Annotated in this window: 9 protein-coding genes; 7 read left to right on the top strand and 2 right to left on the bottom strand. The window is 61.6% G+C overall.

Going from position 1 to position 16,594, the window contains the following annotated elements; genetic code table 11:
* Positions 1-170: 170 nt before the first annotated feature.
* From V8689_RS13400 to V8689_RS13430, 7 genes are all read left to right on the top strand, one after another.
* Positions 171-1,469 (top strand): MdtA/MuxA family multidrug efflux RND transporter periplasmic adaptor subunit, encoded by a 1,299-nt coding sequence (locus tag V8689_RS13400; protein ID WP_056784801.1) that lies wholly within the window; start codon positions 171-173, stop codon positions 1,467-1,469.
* Positions 1,466-4,567, top strand: a complete 3,102-nt coding sequence (locus V8689_RS13405) for an MdtB/MuxB family multidrug efflux RND transporter permease subunit (protein WP_047710745.1) — start codon at positions 1,466-1,468, stop codon at positions 4,565-4,567. The genes V8689_RS13400 and V8689_RS13405 overlap by 4 nt, the downstream gene beginning before the upstream one ends.
* Complete coding sequence (locus V8689_RS13410) at positions 4,564-7,671, top strand: efflux RND transporter permease subunit (RefSeq protein WP_056784806.1); 3,108 nt, start codon at positions 4,564-4,566, stop codon at positions 7,669-7,671. Before V8689_RS13405 ends, V8689_RS13410 begins: the two co-directional genes overlap by 4 nt.
* Positions 7,668-9,209 (top strand): efflux transporter outer membrane subunit, encoded by a 1,542-nt coding sequence (locus V8689_RS13415; protein WP_081089377.1) that lies wholly within the window; start codon positions 7,668-7,670, stop codon positions 9,207-9,209. Before V8689_RS13410 ends, V8689_RS13415 begins: the two co-directional genes overlap by 4 nt.
* A gap of 292 nt (positions 9,210-9,501) precedes the next feature.
* A complete protein-coding gene (locus V8689_RS13420) occupies positions 9,502-11,571 on the top strand; it encodes a putative bifunctional diguanylate cyclase/phosphodiesterase (protein WP_056784808.1) in 2,070 nt (689 codons plus the stop codon).
* A gap of 112 nt (positions 11,572-11,683) precedes the next feature.
* The gene (locus V8689_RS13425; RefSeq protein ID WP_056784811.1) at positions 11,684-12,724 is read left to right on the top strand and encodes a Kelch repeat-containing protein; all 1,041 of its coding nucleotides are present in this window, start codon (positions 11,684-11,686) and stop codon (positions 12,722-12,724) included.
* Between the two features lie 102 nt (positions 12,725-12,826).
* The gene (locus V8689_RS13430) at positions 12,827-13,573 is read left to right on the top strand and encodes an SDR family oxidoreductase (protein ID WP_044273522.1); all 747 of its coding nucleotides are present in this window, start codon (positions 12,827-12,829) and stop codon (positions 13,571-13,573) included.
* Here V8689_RS13430 and mapR read toward each other — a convergent pair.
* Positions 13,570-14,979, bottom strand: a complete 1,410-nt coding sequence (gene mapR, locus V8689_RS13435; RefSeq protein ID WP_034135502.1) for a GntR family transcriptional regulator MpaR — start codon at positions 14,977-14,979, stop codon at positions 13,570-13,572. The two genes, V8689_RS13430 and mapR, sit on opposite strands and share 4 nt — an antisense overlap.
* A gap of 74 nt (positions 14,980-15,053) precedes the next feature.
* Entirely contained in the window at positions 15,054-16,463 is a 1,410-nt protein-coding gene (gene ccoG / locus V8689_RS13440) for a cytochrome c oxidase accessory protein CcoG (protein WP_056784816.1), read from the bottom strand.
* Positions 16,464-16,594 lie beyond the last annotated feature (131 nt).

Raw genomic sequence — 16,594 nt, forward strand, 5'->3', positions numbered from 1 at the left:
CTAGTCCAGGCCGTTTTTATTTGAACGTCAGCGGCTTAGCGAAATAGCCGATGGACTAAGATCAAAAGTTAAACGTTGTAAGCCTAAGGTAAATAGCCGGTAAAGGTGCTTTTCTAAACGCACCCCAGTGCTTATCTTTCAGCCTCCCGAAGAAGAAGCTCTCACCCCCAATGGTTGATCACTCCATGCAATCCTCCTCCCGCAACTCCCGCCGCTGGCTGTTTGGCCTGCTCGTGCTGCTGGTTATCGCCGGCCTGTGCTGGAAATTCTGGCCCAGTGGCACGGCCCATAAAGATGCTCCGGCGGGGCACACGGGCAAGACCGGCATGGCGCGCCCTGGCTTCGGTGGCTCCACCGGGCCGGTACCGGTGCGTGTGGCGCCGGCGGTGCTGGGGGAGTTTCCGGTGTACTACAAGGCGCTGGGGACGGTCACGGCGCTGAACACCATTAATGTGCGCAGCCGGGTGGGCGGTGAGCTGGTCAAAATCGCCTTCGAGGAAGGGCAGATGGTCAAGGTCGGCGACCTGCTGGCAGAAATCGACCCGCGCAGCTACCAGAACGCCTTGCTCCAGGCCCAGGGCACCTTGCTGCAGAACCAGGCCCAGTTGAAGAACGCCCAGGTCGATGTGCAGCGTTATCGCGACCTGTACGCCCAGGACAGTATCGCCAAGCAAACCCTGGACACCGCCGAAGCGCTGGTTCTGCAATACCAGGGCACGGTCAAGACCAACCAGGGCGCGGTGGACGACGCCAAACTCAACCTGGAATTCACCAAGATCCGCGCGCCCATCAGTGGCCGCGTCGGTTTGCGCCAGCTTGACGTCGGCAACCTGGTGGCCGCCAACGACACCACCGCCCTGGCGGTGATCACCCAGACCCAGCCGATCAGCGTGGCCTTCACCCTGCCGGAAAATACCCTGGAAACCGTGTTGGCCCGTTACCACGCCGGCAACAAGTTGCCCGTGGAAGCCTGGGACCGTAGCGACGTGAAAAAACAGGCAGTCGGTGTACTGCAAAGCCTGGACAACCAGATTGACGTGACTACCGGCACGCTGAAATTCAAGGCGCGTTTCGATAACAAGGACCAGGCGCTGTTCCCCAACCAGTTTGTCAATGTGCACCTGCTGGCCGACACCTTGAAGAACGTGGTGCTGGCACCCTCCGCGGCGATCCAGTTCGGCAACAATGGCACCTTTGTCTACAAGCTTGACGGCGACAAGAAGGTCAAGGTCCAGCCGCTGGTGGTAGGTGACACCGATGGCGAAAACACTGTGATCAAGGAAGGCCTGGCCGCTGGCGACCGTGTGGTGCTGGAAGGTACCGACCGCCTCAAGGACGGCAGCGAGATCGAAGTGGTCAACGCCAGCAGCGAAGTGCCGACTACCCCGACCGAACACCTGCAAGGCAAGCCCGCAGCAAAAGGGGAGACCGGCGCTGATGCCGGCAAGGCGCAAAAGGTCGGTTCATGAACCTGTCGCGCCTGTTCATCCTTCGCCCGGTCGCCACCACGCTGAGCATGCTGGCCATTGTCCTGGCCGGCATCATTGCGTACCGCCTGCTGCCGGTGTCGGCGTTGCCCCAGGTGGATTACCCGACCATCCGGGTGATGACCCTGTACCCAGGCGCCAGCCCCGATGTGATGACCAGCGCGGTCACCGCACCGCTGGAGCGCCAGTTCGGGCAGATGCCCGGGCTGACCCAGATGGCGTCCACCAGCTCCGGCGGTGCCTCGGTGCTTACCCTGCGTTTTAACCTCGACATCAATATGGATGTCGCCGAGCAACAGGTGCAGGCCGCGATCAACGCCGCCACCAACCTGCTGCCCAAGGATTTGCCGGCGCCGCCGGTGTACAACAAGGTCAACCCGGCGGATACCCCGGTGCTGACCCTGGCCATTACCTCCAAAACCATGTTGCTGCCCAAGCTCAATGATTTGGTCGATACGCGCATGGCGCAGAAAATCGCGCAGATCAGCGGTGTCGGCATGGTCAGCATCGCCGGTGGCCAGCGCCAGGCCGTGCGCATCAAGGTCAACCCCGAGGCCCTGGCGGCCAACGGCTTGAACCTCTCGGACGTGCGCGCCCTGATCGCCGCCTCCAACGTCAACCAGCCCAAGGGTAACTTTGACGGCCCCACCCGCGTGTCGATGCTCGACGCCAACGACCAGTTGGTCTCGCCCGAGCAATATGCCGAACTGATCCTCGCCTACAACAATGGCGCGCCGCTGCGGCTCAAGGATGTGGCGCAGATCGTCGACGGCGCCGAAAACGAACGCCTCGCCGCCTGGGCCAACGAGAACCAGGCTGTGCTGCTCAATATCCAGCGCCAGCCAGGCGCCAACGTGATCGAGGTGGTGGACCGCATCAAGGCCCTGCTGCCGAGCATCACCGACAACCTGCCGGCCGGCCTGGACGTGACGGTGCTCACTGACCGCACCCAGACCATCCGCGCCTCGGTCAAAGACGTGCAGCACGAATTGCTGATCGCCATTGCCCTGGTGGTGATGGTGACGTTCCTGTTCCTGCGCCGGGTCAGCGCCACGATCATCCCCTCCATCGCCGTGCCGCTGTCCCTGGTGGGCACCTTTGGCGTGATGTACCTGGCCGGATTCTCCATCAATAACCTGACGCTGATGGCCCTGACCATCGCCACCGGGTTTGTGGTGGACGACGCCATCGTGATGCTGGAGAACATCTCGCGCTATATCGAGGAAGGCGAGACGCCGATGGCGGCCGCGCTCAAGGGCGCCAAGCAGATCGGTTTCACCCTGATATCCCTGACCTTGTCGCTGATTGCGGTGTTGATCCCGCTGCTGTTCATGGCTGATGTGGTGGGGCGGCTGTTCCGTGAATTTGCCATCACCCTGGCCGTGGCGATCCTGATTTCTCTGGTAGTGTCCCTGACCCTCACGCCGATGATGTGCGCGCGTCTGCTCAAGCGCGAACCCAAGGAAGAAGAACAGGGCCGCTTCTACAAAGCCAGCGGCGCCTGGATTGATTGGCTGATCGAAGCCTACGGCCGCAAGCTGCAATGGGTGCTCAAGCACCAGCCGCTGACGTTGCTGGTGGCGATCGCCACCCTGGGCCTTACGGTGGTGCTGTACCTGGTGGTGCCCAAGGGCTTTTTTCCGGTGCAGGACACCGGGGTGATCCAGGGCATTTCCGAAGCGCCGCAGTCGATTTCCTTTGCGGCCATGAGCCAGCGCCAACAGGAACTGGCGAAGATCATTCTCGCCGACCCTGCGGTGGAGAGCCTGTCGTCCTACATTGGCGTGGATGGCGATAACGCCACCCTCAACAGCGGCCGCTTGCTGATCAACCTCAAGGCCCACGGCCAGCGCGACTTGAGCGCCGCCCAGGTGATCACCCGCCTGCAACCGCAGATCGACAAGCTGGTGGGCATCCGTCTGTTCATGCAGCCGGTGCAGGACCTCACCATCGAGGACCGGGTCAGCCGTACCCAGTACCAGTTCAGCATGTCCTCCCCGGACGCCGAGTTGTTGGCATTGTGGAGCGGCAAGCTGGTACACGCCCTCAGCCAGTTGCCGGAACTCACCGACGTCGCCAGTGACCTGCAGGACAAAGGCTTGCAGGTGTACCTGGTGATTGACCGCGATGCGGCCTCGCGCCTGGGCGTGAGTGTCTCGACCATCACCGATGCGCTGTATGACGCCTTCGGCCAGCGGCAGATTTCCACCATCTACACCCAGGCCAGCCAGTACCGGGTGGTGTTGCAGGCCCAGTCCGGCGAAACCCTCGGCCCGGCGGCTCTCAACCAGATCCATGTGAAGACCACAGACGGTGGCCAGGTACGCCTGTCGAGCCTGGCCCATGTGGAACAGCGCCAGGCGCAGTTGGCGATTGCGCATATCGGCCAGTTCCCGGCGGTGATGATGTCGTTCAACCTGGCGCCCGGCGTGGCGCTGGGCAAAGGCGTGGAGCTGATCAACCAGACCCAGAAGGACATCGGCATGCCGGTGGGCGTGCAAACCCAGTTCCAGGGCGCGGCCCAGGCGTTCGAAGCCTCGTTGTCGAGCACCTTGCTGTTGATCCTGGCGGCGGTGGTCACCATGTACATCGTGCTGGGTGTGCTCTATGAGAGCTATATCCACCCGATCACCATCCTGTCGACCTTGCCGTCGGCGGCGGTGGGGGCCTTGCTGGCGTTGCTGCTCAGTGGCAATGACCTGGGCATGATCGCGATCATCGGCATCATCCTGCTGATCGGTATCGTGAAAAAGAACGCGATCATGATGATCGACTTCGCCCTCGACGCCGAACGCAACCAGGGCCTGGACCCGCAGACGGCGATCTACCAGGCGGCGCTGTTGCGCTTTCGGCCGATCCTGATGACCACCCTGGCCGCCTTGTTCGGTGCGGTGCCGTTGATGCTCGCCAGTGGCTCCGGCGCCGAACTGCGCCAGCCCCTGGGCCTGGTGATGGTCGGTGGCTTGCTGGTGAGCCAGGTGTTGACGCTGTTCACCACGCCGGTGATCTACTTGTACTTCGATCGTCTTGGCCGGCGCTGGCGCAAAGAGCCACAACGCCTGGAGCCGGTTGAGCCATGAACCTGTCCGGACCTTTCATCCGCCGGCCGGTAGCCACCATGCTGCTGAGCCTGGCGATCATGTTGCTCGGTGGCGTCAGCTTCAACCTGCTGCCGGTGTCGCCATTGCCGCAGATCGACTTTCCGGTGATTGTGGTGTCGGCCAGCTTGCCCGGTGCCAGCCCCGAGGTGATGGCGTCTACGGTGGCCACGCCGCTGGAGCGCTCATTCGGCGCGATTGCCGGTATCACCACCATGAGCAGTTCCTCGAGCCAGGGCTCGACACGGGTGATTCTGGCGTTCGATTCCGACCGCGACATCAACGGCGCGGCGCGGGAAGTGCAGGCGGCCATCAACGCGTCGCGCAACCTGCTGCCCAGCGGTATGCGCAGCATGCCCACCTACAAGAAGATCAACCCGTCCCAGGCGCCGATCATGGTGCTGTCGCTGACCTCCGACGTGTTGCAGAAAGGGCAGTTGTACGACCTGGCCTCGACCATTCTGTCCCAGAGCCTGTCCCAGGTGCCGGGCGTGGGCGAAGTGCAGATCGGCGGCAGCTCGCTGCCGGCGGTGCGCATCGAGCTGGAACCCAAGGCCCTCGATCAGTACGGCGTCGCCCTGGACGATGTGCGCAACACCATCGCCAACGCCAACCAGCGCCGGCCCAAAGGCTCCCTGGAAGACAGCGAGCGCAATTGGCAGATCCAGGCCAATGACCAGTTGGAAAAAGCCAAGGACTATGAGCCCCTGTTGATTCGCTACCAGGACGGCGCCGCCCTGCGCCTCAAAGACGTGGCGAAGATCACTGATGGGGTGGAAGACCGCTACAACAGCGGTTTCTTCAACAATGATTCGGCGGTGTTGCTGGTGATCAACCGCCAGTCCGGCGCCAACATCATCGAAACCGTGCGGCAGATCAAGGCGCAGTTGCCGGCGTTGCAGGCGGTGCTGCCGTCCAGCGTCAAGCTCAGCCTGGCCATGGACCGCTCGCCCGTGATCACCGCCACCCTGCATGAGGCGGAAATGACCCTGCTGATTGCGGTGGGGCTGGTGATCCTGGTGGTGTACCTGTTTTTGGGTAACTTCCGTGCTTCGCTGATCCCGACCCTGGCGGTGCCGGTGTCGTTGGTGGGCACCTTCGCGGTGATGTACCTGTACGGCTTTTCGCTGAACAACTTCTCGCTGATGGCGCTGATCCTCGCCACCGGGCTGGTGGTGGACGATGCCATCGTGGTGCTGGAGAATATTTCCCGGCACATCGACGAGGGCGTGCCACCGATGAAAGCCGCCTACCTGGGCGCCCAGGAAGTCGGCTTTACCTTGCTGTCGATGAACGTGTCGCTGGTGGCGGTGTTCCTGTCCATTCTGTTTATGGGCGGGATCGTGACCAACCTGTTCCGTGAATTTTCCATCACCTTGTCGGCGGCGATCATCGTCTCGCTGATTGTCTCGCTGACCCTGACGCCCATGCTCTGTGCCCGTTGGTTAAAGCCGCATGTGAAGGACCGGCAGACCGGATTGCAACGCTGGAGCCAGAAGGTCAACGACCGCATGGTCGCCGGTTACGCCACCAGCCTGGATTGGGTGCTGCGCCATCGGCGCCTGACCTTGCTCAGCCTGTTGGTCACCGTGGGCGTGAATATTGCGCTGTACGTGGTGGTGCCCAAAACCTTCATGCCCCAGCAGGACACCGGCCAGTTGATCGGGTTTGTGCGCGGCGACGATGGCCTGTCGTTCAGCGTGATGCAGCCGAAGATGGAGATCTTTCGCCAGGCGGTGCTCAAGGACCCGGCGGTGCTCAGCGTGGCCGGTTTTATCGGCGGTAATAACGGCACCAACAACGCTGTGATGCTGGTGCGCCTCAAGCCGATCAGTGAACGCAAGATCTCCGCCCAGGCGGTGATCGAGCGCTTGCGCAAAGAGGTGCCACTGGTGCCGGGCGGGCGCTTGTTCCTGATGGCCGACCAAGACCTGCAATTTGGCGGCAGTCGCGACCAGACCAGCGCGCAATATTCCTACATCCTGCAAAGCGGTGACTTGGCCGCGCTGCGCCTGTGGTACCCCAAAGTGGTGGCGGCCATGCGTGAATTGCCAGAGCTGACCGCCATCGACGCCCGCGAAGGCCGGGGCGCGGCCCAGGTCACGCTGATTGTCGACCGCGACCAGGCCAAGCGCCTGGGAATCGACATGGACATGGTCACGGCGGTGCTCAACAACGCCTACAGCCAGCGGCAGATTTCCACCATCTACGACAGCCTCAACCAGTACCAGGTGGTGATGGAGGTCAACCCCAAATACGCCCAGGACCCGATCACCCTCAACCAGGTGCAGGTGATCACCGCCGACGGCGCACGGGTGCCGTTGTCGACCATTGCTCATTATGAAAACAGCCTGGCCGACGACCGCGTCAGCCATGAAGGCCAGTTTGCTTCGGAGAATATCGCCTTCGACATGGCGCCCGGGGTTACGGTGGAGCAGGGCACTGCGGCCATCGAGCGTGCGATTGCGAAGGTCGGGTTGCCCGAAGACGTGATCGCCAAGATGGCCGGCACCGCCGATGCCTTCGCCGCGACTCAGAAAGGCCAGCCGTTCATGATTCTCGGCGCGCTGGTGGCGGTGTATCTGGTGCTGGGTATTTTGTATGAAAGCTACATTCACCCGCTGACCATCCTGTCTACGCTGCCGTCGGCTGGTGTTGGCGCGTTGCTGGCGATCTACCTGCTGGGCGGCGAGTTCAGCCTGATTTCCTTGCTGGGCTTGTTCCTGTTGATCGGCGTGGTGAAGAAAAACGCGATCCTGATGATTGACCTGGCGCTGCAGTTGGAGCGCAACGACGGCATGAGCCCGCTGGAGTCGATCCGCAGCGCCTGCCTGTTGCGGCTGCGGCCGATCCTGATGACTACGCTTGCCGCCATCCTCGGAGCCTTGCCGCTGCTGCTCGGCAGCGGCGACGGCGCGGAAATGCGTCACCCGTTGGGCCTGACCATCATTGGCGGCCTGGTGTTCAGCCAGATCCTGACCCTTTACACCACCCCGGTGGTTTACCTTTACCTCGACCGCGCGCGCCACCGCTTCAATGCCTGGCGCGGCGTGCGTACCGATGCTGCCCTGGACACTGCGCTATGACCGACCCAACCAACGCCCCTGCAACCCCTGTAGGAGCGAGCTTGCTCGCGAAGAACGCCCATGCGCCGCGCTCATCCAGAATGAACGCGTTATCGTTGACGGCTTTCGCGAGCAAGCTCGCTCCTACAGTGGGCCTGGCTATGTTGCTCAGCGCCTGCGCCATCGGCCCTGACTACAAACGCCCGGAGGTCATCGAGCCGGTGCAATTCAAAGAAGCCCAGGGCTGGCGCCAGGCCAACCCCAGCGACTCTCTGGCCCGCGGCGCTTGGTGGGAGCTCTACGGAGACCGCCAACTCAACGACCTGGTGGTACGCCTCAACGCCTCCAACCAGACCGTCGCCCAGGCCGAAGCGCGTTTTCGTCAGGCAAAGGCGTTGGTGCGCAGCTCACGCGGGGCGTTTTACCCCAGCGTTGACCTGAGCGTTGGCAAGACCCGCGCCAGCCAGGGCACCGGCAGCAGCAGTGCCAGCCTTAGCAGTTCCAGTAGCGGGATTCGCGACACCCTCAATGCCCAGTTGGGCGTGAGCTGGGAGGCGGATATCTGGGGCAAATTGCGCCGTGGCCTGGAGGCCAACGAAGCCAGTGCCGAGGCAAGCTCGGCCGACCTGGCCGCGATGCGCCTGAGCCAACAGTCGGAACTGGTGCAAAGCTACCTGCAACTGCGGGTCATGGACGAACAGACGCGCCTGCTGCAAGCCACGTTGGACACCTACCAGCGCTCGTTGAAAATGACCGAAAACCAATACCGTGCCGGTGTGGCCGGCAAGGACGCCATCGCCCAGGCGCAAACTCAGCTCAAGACCACCCAGGCCAGCCTGATAGACCTGATCTGGCAGCGCGCCCAGTTGGAAAACGCCATCGCCGTATTGATCGGTGAAGCGCCAGCGAACTTCAACTTGGCGGTGAGCAACGACATCCCGGCCCTGCCGCAGATACCGGTGAGCCTGCCGTCCCAATTGCTCGAGCGCCGCCCCGATATCGCCTCGGCCGAGCGCTCGGTCATCGCCGCCAACGCCAATATTGGCGTGGCCAAGGCAGCTTATTATCCGGACCTCAGCCTGAGCCTGCAGGGCGGCTATTCCAGCAGTACGTACGAGGACTGGATCAGCCTGCCGAACCGTTTCTGGTCGGTGGGGCCGAAACTGGCCATGACCCTTTTCGATGGCGGCCAGCGCTCGGCGGAAGTCGACCGCAGCGTGGCCAGCTATGACGAGACCGTGGCCAAGTACCGCCAGACTGTGCTGGACGGTTTCCGTGAGGTGGAAAACTACATGGTGCAGCTCAAGGTGCTTGCCGACGAGGCGGTGGTCAGCAATGAAGCGTTGGAAGCCGCGCGTGAGTCGCTGCGCTTGACCGAAAACCAGTACAAGGCCGGGCTGATTGCCTACCTGGACGTGGTCACGGTGCAGGCAACGGCCCTGAGTAACGAGCGTACGGTGTTGACCTTGCTGCAGTCGCGGCTGGTGGCCAGTGTGCAGTTGATCGCCGCGTTGGGCGGAGGCTGGGACGGCCAGACCTCCCTGGCTGAAAAACAGTGACCGACTGTAGGAGCGAGCTTGCTCGCGAAAAACGTCAACGATAACGCGTGCTTGCTGAATGAACGCGGCGTCTGTGAGTTTTTCGCGAGCAAGCTCGCTCCTACAGACAGCCCCGTATTTTGATGTCCGTGGCGTCGTTGAAAATACCTTGATGAAGCCAGGCGATTGACGCCAAAAACTGTGTCATGGCCCACAGGTTAATTAATCACCTACCCGAGATTCATACTCGCTACAATCGCCCGCTTTGCCACCCGGCACGGGCTTTTACGCCCCGTCGCCCGCGAGACGTCCCATGCTGATCGGTAGCTATTCAACCTCCCTTGTCGTGATTTCCCTGTGCGTGGCCATCCTGGCGTCCTACACTGCCTTGGACCTTGCCGGGCGTATCGCGACCGCCAAGGGGCGGGCTGTTTACCTGTGGATTACTGGCGGCGCAGTGGCGATGGGCGTCGGCATCTGGTCCATGCACTTCATCGGGATGTTGGCCCTGCGCCTGCCGTTTGCCCTGGGCTTTGACGTAGCCATTACCCTGTTCTCGCTGTTGATCGCCGTGCTATCCAGTGGCTTCGCGTTATGGCTGGTCAGCCAGCCACGCTTGCCGGCCTGGCAACTGGCATTTGGCGCGCTGGTGATGGGCGCTGGTATTGCCAGCATGCATTACACCGGCATGGCCGCGATGCGCATGATGCCGGGCATTGATTACGACTCGACCTTGTTCGGCGCTTCGTTGATGATCGCGGTGGTGGCTTCCGGCGCCGCGCTGTGGATTGCCTTCAACCTGCGGCGCAACACCCCTTATGTACGGCTGGCACGAGGGGGCGCCGCCGTGGTGATGGGCGTGGCTATCGTGGGGATGCACTACACCGGGATGGCTGCGGCGCGCTTTGCCGATGGCAGCTTCTGCGGCGCCGTATTGACCGGCCTGAGCGGCAAGGGCCTGGATAACCTGGTCTTGGTCACTTCGCTGGCAGTATTGGTCATTGCGCTGTTGACCTCGGTGCTGGATGCGCGCCTGGAAGCGCGCACCGCCGTGCTCACCGACTCCCTGACCCTGGCCAACCAGGAACTCACCCACCTGGCCCTGCATGACATGCTCACCGGCCTGCCTAACCGCACGCTGCTGGCTGATCGCATTCAACAGGGCATCCAGGCGGTGAACGAGCGGGGCGGTTGCTTTGCCTTGATGTTTATCGACCTGGATGGTTTCAAACCGGTCAACGATGCCTTTGGCCATCATCTGGGTGATCAGTTGCTGCGCGAGGTCGGCTTGCGCCTGCGCGAGGATTTGCGCAGCCAGGACACCCTGGCCCGCATCGGCGGTGATGAGTTTGTGTTGCTGGTGCAGCTCACCCAGCCCGACGATGCCATGGGCTTGGCCGAGCGCCAGGTGAGCCTGATCAACCGCACCTTTACGGTGGCCGAGCATGAGCTACAAATCTCGGCCAGCATCGGTATCGCCATGTTCCCGGGCAACGGTAATACCGCCCAGGAACTGCTGATGAACGCCGACGCGGCGATGTATCACGCCAAGGGCATGGGCAAGAACGGCTACAGCTTCTTCGATGTGTCGATGAACACCAACGCGCGCAAACAGCTGCAATTGCTGCAAGACCTGCGCAATGCCCTGGAGCAGCGGCAGTTTCGTTTGCATTACCAACCCAAGTTCGACGCTGTCAGCGGTGTTGCCGTGGGGGCCGAGGCGCTGTTGCGCTGGGAGCATCCGCAACAGGGCTTGCTGATGCCCGCTACGTTTATCGCACTGGCGGAGAAAACCGGGCTGATCATTCCCATCGGCGAGTGGGTACTCGATGAAGCCTGTCGCCAGATGCGCCTGTGGTACGCCCAGGGTTATGAGAGCTGGCGCATCGCCGTCAACCTGTCGGCGTTGCAGTTCTGCCACGCCGGCTTGGTCACCAGCGTAGCGGGCGCGCTGGAGCGTCATCAATTGCCGGCCAACAGCCTCACGCTGGAAATCACCGAGACCACCGCCATGAGCGATGCCGACGCGAGCATGACGGTATTGCAGCAGCTCTCGGATATGGGCGTGGACCTGTCCATCGATGACTTTGGCACCGGTTACTCCAGCCTGATGTACCTCAAGCGCCTGCCAGCCAACGAGTTGAAGATCGACCGTGGTTTTGTGCGTGACCTGGAACACGACAGCGACGATGCGGCGATCGTCTCGGCCATCGTGGCCCTGGGCCAGGCCCTGGGCCTGCGAATTGTCGCTGAAGGTGTGGAGACCGATGTGCAGCAGCGCTTCCTCACTCGCCTGGGGTGTAACGCCTTGCAAGGCTACCTGCTCGGTCATCCACTACCAGCTGATCAGTTCATCGCCGAAATTCAAAAGGCTGACGGCTGAGCGGTAACGAGTGCGCCGTTGATCTTGCCGGCGCCTGTTAATTCTGACAGTAGCGACCGCATAGGCCGAGGGTTAGATTGAGTGCTACGAAGATAGCGTGAGCGCTTGCGTCATGAAGACGAACGTTGCGGGTGAGTTTAAAAGTACTGGGTCAATGCTTGAGCCCCGATATGCGCATTGCGCGGTGACCACCGGGCTGGGCGTTTTGGTGATTGCAGGAGCCAGTGGTGTTGAACTCTACAATCAAGGGGCGGGTGAGTGGTCTGCACGAGCGTCGCTGCCGGTGGCTCGTCATACCTGCGGCGTTGCGCTTTTACCGTCCGATGTGGTGTTGGTCGTAGGTGGCAGCAATGCGTCTTACGCGCTGAGTGATGCTCAGTTATATGACGTATCAGCAGATCGCTGGAGAGGAGCGGGGCGGTTGCAGACTCCGCGTTTGAGTCACACCACCACCGTGCTCGATTCAGGCAGGGTGCTGGTGATCGGTGGAAATAACCTGGGGCCTTCGGGTGGGCAGGTGCAAGACAGCGTTGAGCTATATGATCCGCTTGATGACCTCTGGCACCTTCAGCGCTGGCTTCCCGTCGACGTCATGAATCACACGGCCACTTTATTGGCGGACACGAACGTCTTGGTCGTCGGCGGCTTTTCCGGCAGGCAAAACGTGGCGTTGTCCAGCGCCTTTATCTATCACGTATCAACCGGGCAATGGTCGCCAGTACAGCCCATGCCCATGCCGCTCATGCAACATACGGCGACCTTGCTGGCGGACGGTCGAGTCTTGGTCGCCGGCGGTTCGAATACGCCTTTTGGGCCGGCACAAAGTTGTGCCTACATCTATGATCCGAAGTCGGACAGTTGGGAAACGTCTGTGATGTGCGTGGCGCGCAAAAATCACAGTGCGACCAGGTTGGCGACAGGCCAGGTACTGCTCATCGGTGACAGCGCAATTTCAACCCCCGCAAACGCTCGAACCGCTGAGTTATATGAGCCCAGTTCCGGCCAATGGGCATTGACAGCACAGATGTCCTACGGGCGCTTTGGGCATAGTGCGTCTTGCCTGCCTTCCGGGGAGGTGTTGGTGGCCGGAGGGGCACGACCGGTATCACACCCTGCGCCAGTCTCATCCGCAGAGATCTACACGCTGACCTAGGCCGACTGCGAAGGTGCTGACCTGGGTCGGTGAAAAAACTGTCTGTTGACGGTATTCTTGGATCCAACCCTAAACATCCGGTTGAATCAGGAGGCCGCAGCCATGGACAAAGTCGTCATCATCACGGGGGGCAGCCGTGGCATTGGCGCCCAGACAGCATTGCTCGCGGCTCGCCAGGGCTATCGCATCTGCATCAACTACCAAGCGGATGAAGATGCTGCCCACCGTGTACTTGAACAGGTGCGTGCGTTGGGCGCCCAGGCGATTGCCGTGCGGGCCGATGTCAGCATCGAGGATGAAGTGATCGGCCTGTTCAATCGCGTTGATGCGGAGCTGGGTCGGGTCACTGCGCTGGTCAATAACGCCGGTACCGTGGGGCATAAGTCGCGGGTTGATGAGATGTCCGAGTTTCGTATCCTCAAAATCCTCAAGACCAATGTGCTGGGCCCGATCCTGTGTGCCAAGCACGCGGTGTTGCGCATGTCGCCCCGCCATGGCGGGCAGGGCGGCAGTATCGTCAATGTGTCCTCCGTAGCGGCGCGGCTGGGCTCGCCGGGTGAGTATGTCGACTACGCCGCCTCCAAGGGGGCGCTGGATACCTTCACCATTGGCCTATCGAAGGAGGTCGCAGGTGAGGGCATCCGTGTCAACGCGGTACGCCCTGGCTATATCTTTACCGATTTCCATGCCCTCAGCGGCGACCCGGACCGGGTCAGCAAGCTGGAGTCGGGCATTCCCATGGCGCGTGGCGGGCGCCCGGATGAAGTGGCCGAGGCGATTATCTGGTTACTCTCGGACAAGGCGTCGTATTCCACCGGAACGTTTATCGACTTGGGCGGCGGCCGTTAGAACGACCGCACAATCCGCCCTAATGTCTCCATGGCCTTTTCCGACGCTTCGTTCCACGGGCTGCCATAGTTCAAGCGTATGCAGTTTCTGAAGCGCTGGGTCGCGGAAAAGATCGGCCCCGGCGCAATGCTGATGCCCTGGGCCAGGGCCATCTGGAACAGTTTCAGCGAGTCGGTCTGCTCCGGCAATTCCAACCACAAAAAATAGCCTCCCGCCGGTTGGCTGACCCGGGTTTGCGCGGGGAAGTAGCGGGCGATGGCCGCCAGCATGGCGCTTTGCTGTTCTTCCAGGGCGTAGCGCAGTTTGCGCAGGTGCCGGTCATAGCCGCCGTGTTGCAGGTAATCGGCAATCGCCGCCTGGGCCGGCATCGATGGGCACAACGAGGTCATTAGTTTCAGCCGCTCGACCTTCTGTGCAAAGCGCCCGGCGGCGACCCAGCCCACGCGGTAACCGGGCGCCAGGCTCTTGGCAAAGGAGCCGCAGTGCATCACCAGCCCTTCGGTATCGAAGGCCTTGGCCGGTTTCGGCGCTTGTTGCCCGTAATACAGCTCGGCGTAGACGTCATCTTCGATCAACGGCACTTGATGGCTGCGCAGCAGTTCCACCAGCGCCTGTTTTTTCTCCTCAGGCAGCGTGGCGCCCATGGGGTTCTGGAAGCTGGTCATGGTCCAGCAGGCCTTGATCGGGTAGCGCTCGAGGCTTTGGGCCAGGGCGTTCAGGTCAATACCGTCGCGCGGGTGTACCGGAATCTCCACGGCCTTGAGCTTCAAGCGTTCAAGCACTTGCAAACACGCGTAGAACGCTGGCGCTTCGATGGCGACCAGATCGCCCGGTTCGGTCACGGCCTGCAGGCACAGGTTGAGCGCTTCGAGGGCGCCGTTGGTGATCAGCAGCTCCTCCATCGGCAGCATCAGGCCGCCGACCATATAGCGCAGAGCAATCTGACGGCGCAGTTGCGGATTGCCTGGCGACATGTCGGTGACCACCAGGCGCGGGTCCATTTCGCGGCTGGCACTTGCCAGTGAGCGGGCCAGGCGCGGCAGCGGGAACAGCATGGGGCTGGGGAAGGCCGAGCCGAAGGGCACGGTGTTGGGGTCTTTGATGGAGTCCAGTACCGAGAACACCAGCTCGCTCACGCCCACATCGGTGGACTCATGCACCTGCTCACTCACCACCGGTTCGGAGAACGGGCTGGGCGCATGGGTGTTGACGAAATAGCCAGAGCGCGGGCGTGCGCGAATCAGGCCGCGACGCTCCAGCAAGTAGTAGGCCTGGAACACGGTGGACGGGCTGACGCCGTAGGCCTGGCTGGCATAGCGCACCGATGGCACGCGCTGGCCGGGGCCGAGGACGCCGGAGCGGATCAGTTCTGCGATGTCGTCGGCGAATTTTTCGTAGCGTTTCATGGCGGCCTAATTAGCTTTTTGAATGTATACGCAGGGCGAACTGTAGGAGCGAGCTTGCTCGCTCCTACAGTTGATTAGCGATTCAACGGGGCAACGAAGCGGCTGTCGGCAGCGGTATAAATCCACGGCTCATCCACATCCGTCACTTTAAAACGGATAGTCTGAGAACTGCTGGCCGGTGTGTCCGCCAGCAACGCCACCGACACCGGCACATCGACAATTTCCCCGGGCGCCAGGCTGACCTGGGTCTTGCCTTGCAACTGGAAGCCTTCGGCGTCCACCAGTTCCAGGCGGTAGTCCTGACGCTGCTGGGTTTTGTTGATCACCTTGAGGCTGTAGATGTTCTCGATCAAGCCCTGGCTGTTTTCGCGGAACATACCACGGTCCTTGGTCACATCCAGCGACACCATCGGCCGTTCAATCAGGGCCACCACCAACGCCGCGATCATCACCACCAGCACGGCACTGTAGCCGATCAGGCGTGGCCGCAGCAGGTGAGTCTTGCCCCCCTGCAATTGATGCTCACTGGTGTAACTGACCAAACCACGGGCATAACCCATTTTGTCCATGATCGAATCACAGGCGTCGATACAGGCTGCGCAGCCGATGCATTCCATTTGCAAGCCGTCGCGGATGTCGATGCCGGTGGGGCATACCTGCACGCACAGTTGGCAGTCGATGCAATCGCCCAGGCCAACCTCGGCTGGCTGCACGTCACGTTTACGCGGGCCACGGTGTTCGCCACGGGCGGCGTCGTAGGAAATGGTCAGGGTGTCTTTATCAAACATCACGCTCTGGAACCGTGCATAGGGGCACATGTGCATACACACCGCTTCGCGCAGCCAACCGGCATTGATGTAGGTGGCGCCGGTGAAAAATAGTACCCAGAACAGGCTCACGCCGCCCATCTGCCACGTCAGCAATTCAGCGGCCAAAGGGCGGATGGGGGTGAAGTAGCCTACAAACGTCAGCCCGGTCAACACACTGATGCCCAGCCACATCGTGTGTTTGGCCGAGCGGCGTGCCAGCTTGTTCAGGCTCCAGGGCGCGGCTTGCAGTTTGATGCGCTGGTTGCGTTCACCCTCGGTGACCTTTTCACACCACATGAACAGCCAGGTGAACGAGCTTTGCGGGCAGGTGTAGCCGCACCAGACGCGGCCGGCAAACACCGTGATTGCAAAGAGGCCGAAGGCACAGATGATCAGCAGCGCCGAAAGCAGGATGAAGTCCTGGGGCCAGAACGTCGCACCAAAGATATGAAATTTGCTCTCGGCCAGGTCCCACAGTACGGCTTGGCGCCCACCCCAGTTCAGCCACACGGTGCCGAAAAAAGCCAGGAACAGCAGGCCGGCACCGGCCACGCGCAAGGTGCGAAACAGGCCGGTAAAACTGCGGGTATGGATCAGGTTGTCGCTGGATTTGGCCTTCACCTTCTTTGGGTGAATGGGCTCAAAGGTTTCCACGGTTGGGATTCGTTCGCTCATGGTCGTTCGCTCATCAGCCTCCATCAGGCCGATGAACTATGGGCGACGGGCTGTTTGCATAACAGACTCAGGTGGAGCGATAAAAAGCGGATCAGATAGGTTTGGCGCGTTCGTGTGCGTCAATGTGCTGC

Source organism: Pseudomonas sp. AK181, from assembly GCF_051122975.1.
Taxonomy (GTDB): domain Bacteria; phylum Pseudomonadota; class Gammaproteobacteria; order Pseudomonadales; family Pseudomonadaceae; genus Aquipseudomonas; species Aquipseudomonas lactis.

Bases quoted from the DNA above. Each gene is read 5' to 3' on its own strand.
- V8689_RS13400 (WP_056784801.1), top strand. From the start codon at position 171: ATGGTTGATCACTCCATGCAATCCTCCTCCCGCAACTCCCGCCGCTGG.
- V8689_RS13405 (WP_047710745.1), top strand. From the start codon at position 1,466: ATGAACCTGTCGCGCCTGTTCATCCTTCGCCCGGTCGCCACCACGCTG.
- V8689_RS13410 (WP_056784806.1), top strand. From the start codon at position 4,564: ATGAACCTGTCCGGACCTTTCATCCGCCGGCCGGTAGCCACCATGCTG.
- V8689_RS13415 (WP_081089377.1), top strand. From the start codon at position 7,668: ATGACCGACCCAACCAACGCCCCTGCAACCCCTGTAGGAGCGAGCTTG.
- V8689_RS13420 (WP_056784808.1), top strand. From the start codon at position 9,502: ATGCTGATCGGTAGCTATTCAACCTCCCTTGTCGTGATTTCCCTGTGC.
- V8689_RS13425 (WP_056784811.1), top strand. From the start codon at position 11,684: ATGAAGACGAACGTTGCGGGTGAGTTTAAAAGTACTGGGTCAATGCTT.
- V8689_RS13430 (WP_044273522.1), top strand. From the start codon at position 12,827: ATGGACAAAGTCGTCATCATCACGGGGGGCAGCCGTGGCATTGGCGCC.
- mapR (WP_034135502.1), bottom strand. From the start codon at position 14,979: ATGAAACGCTACGAAAAATTCGCCGACGACATCGCAGAACTGATCCGC.
- ccoG (WP_056784816.1), bottom strand. From the start codon at position 16,463: ATGAGCGAACGAATCCCAACCGTGGAAACCTTTGAGCCCATTCACCCA.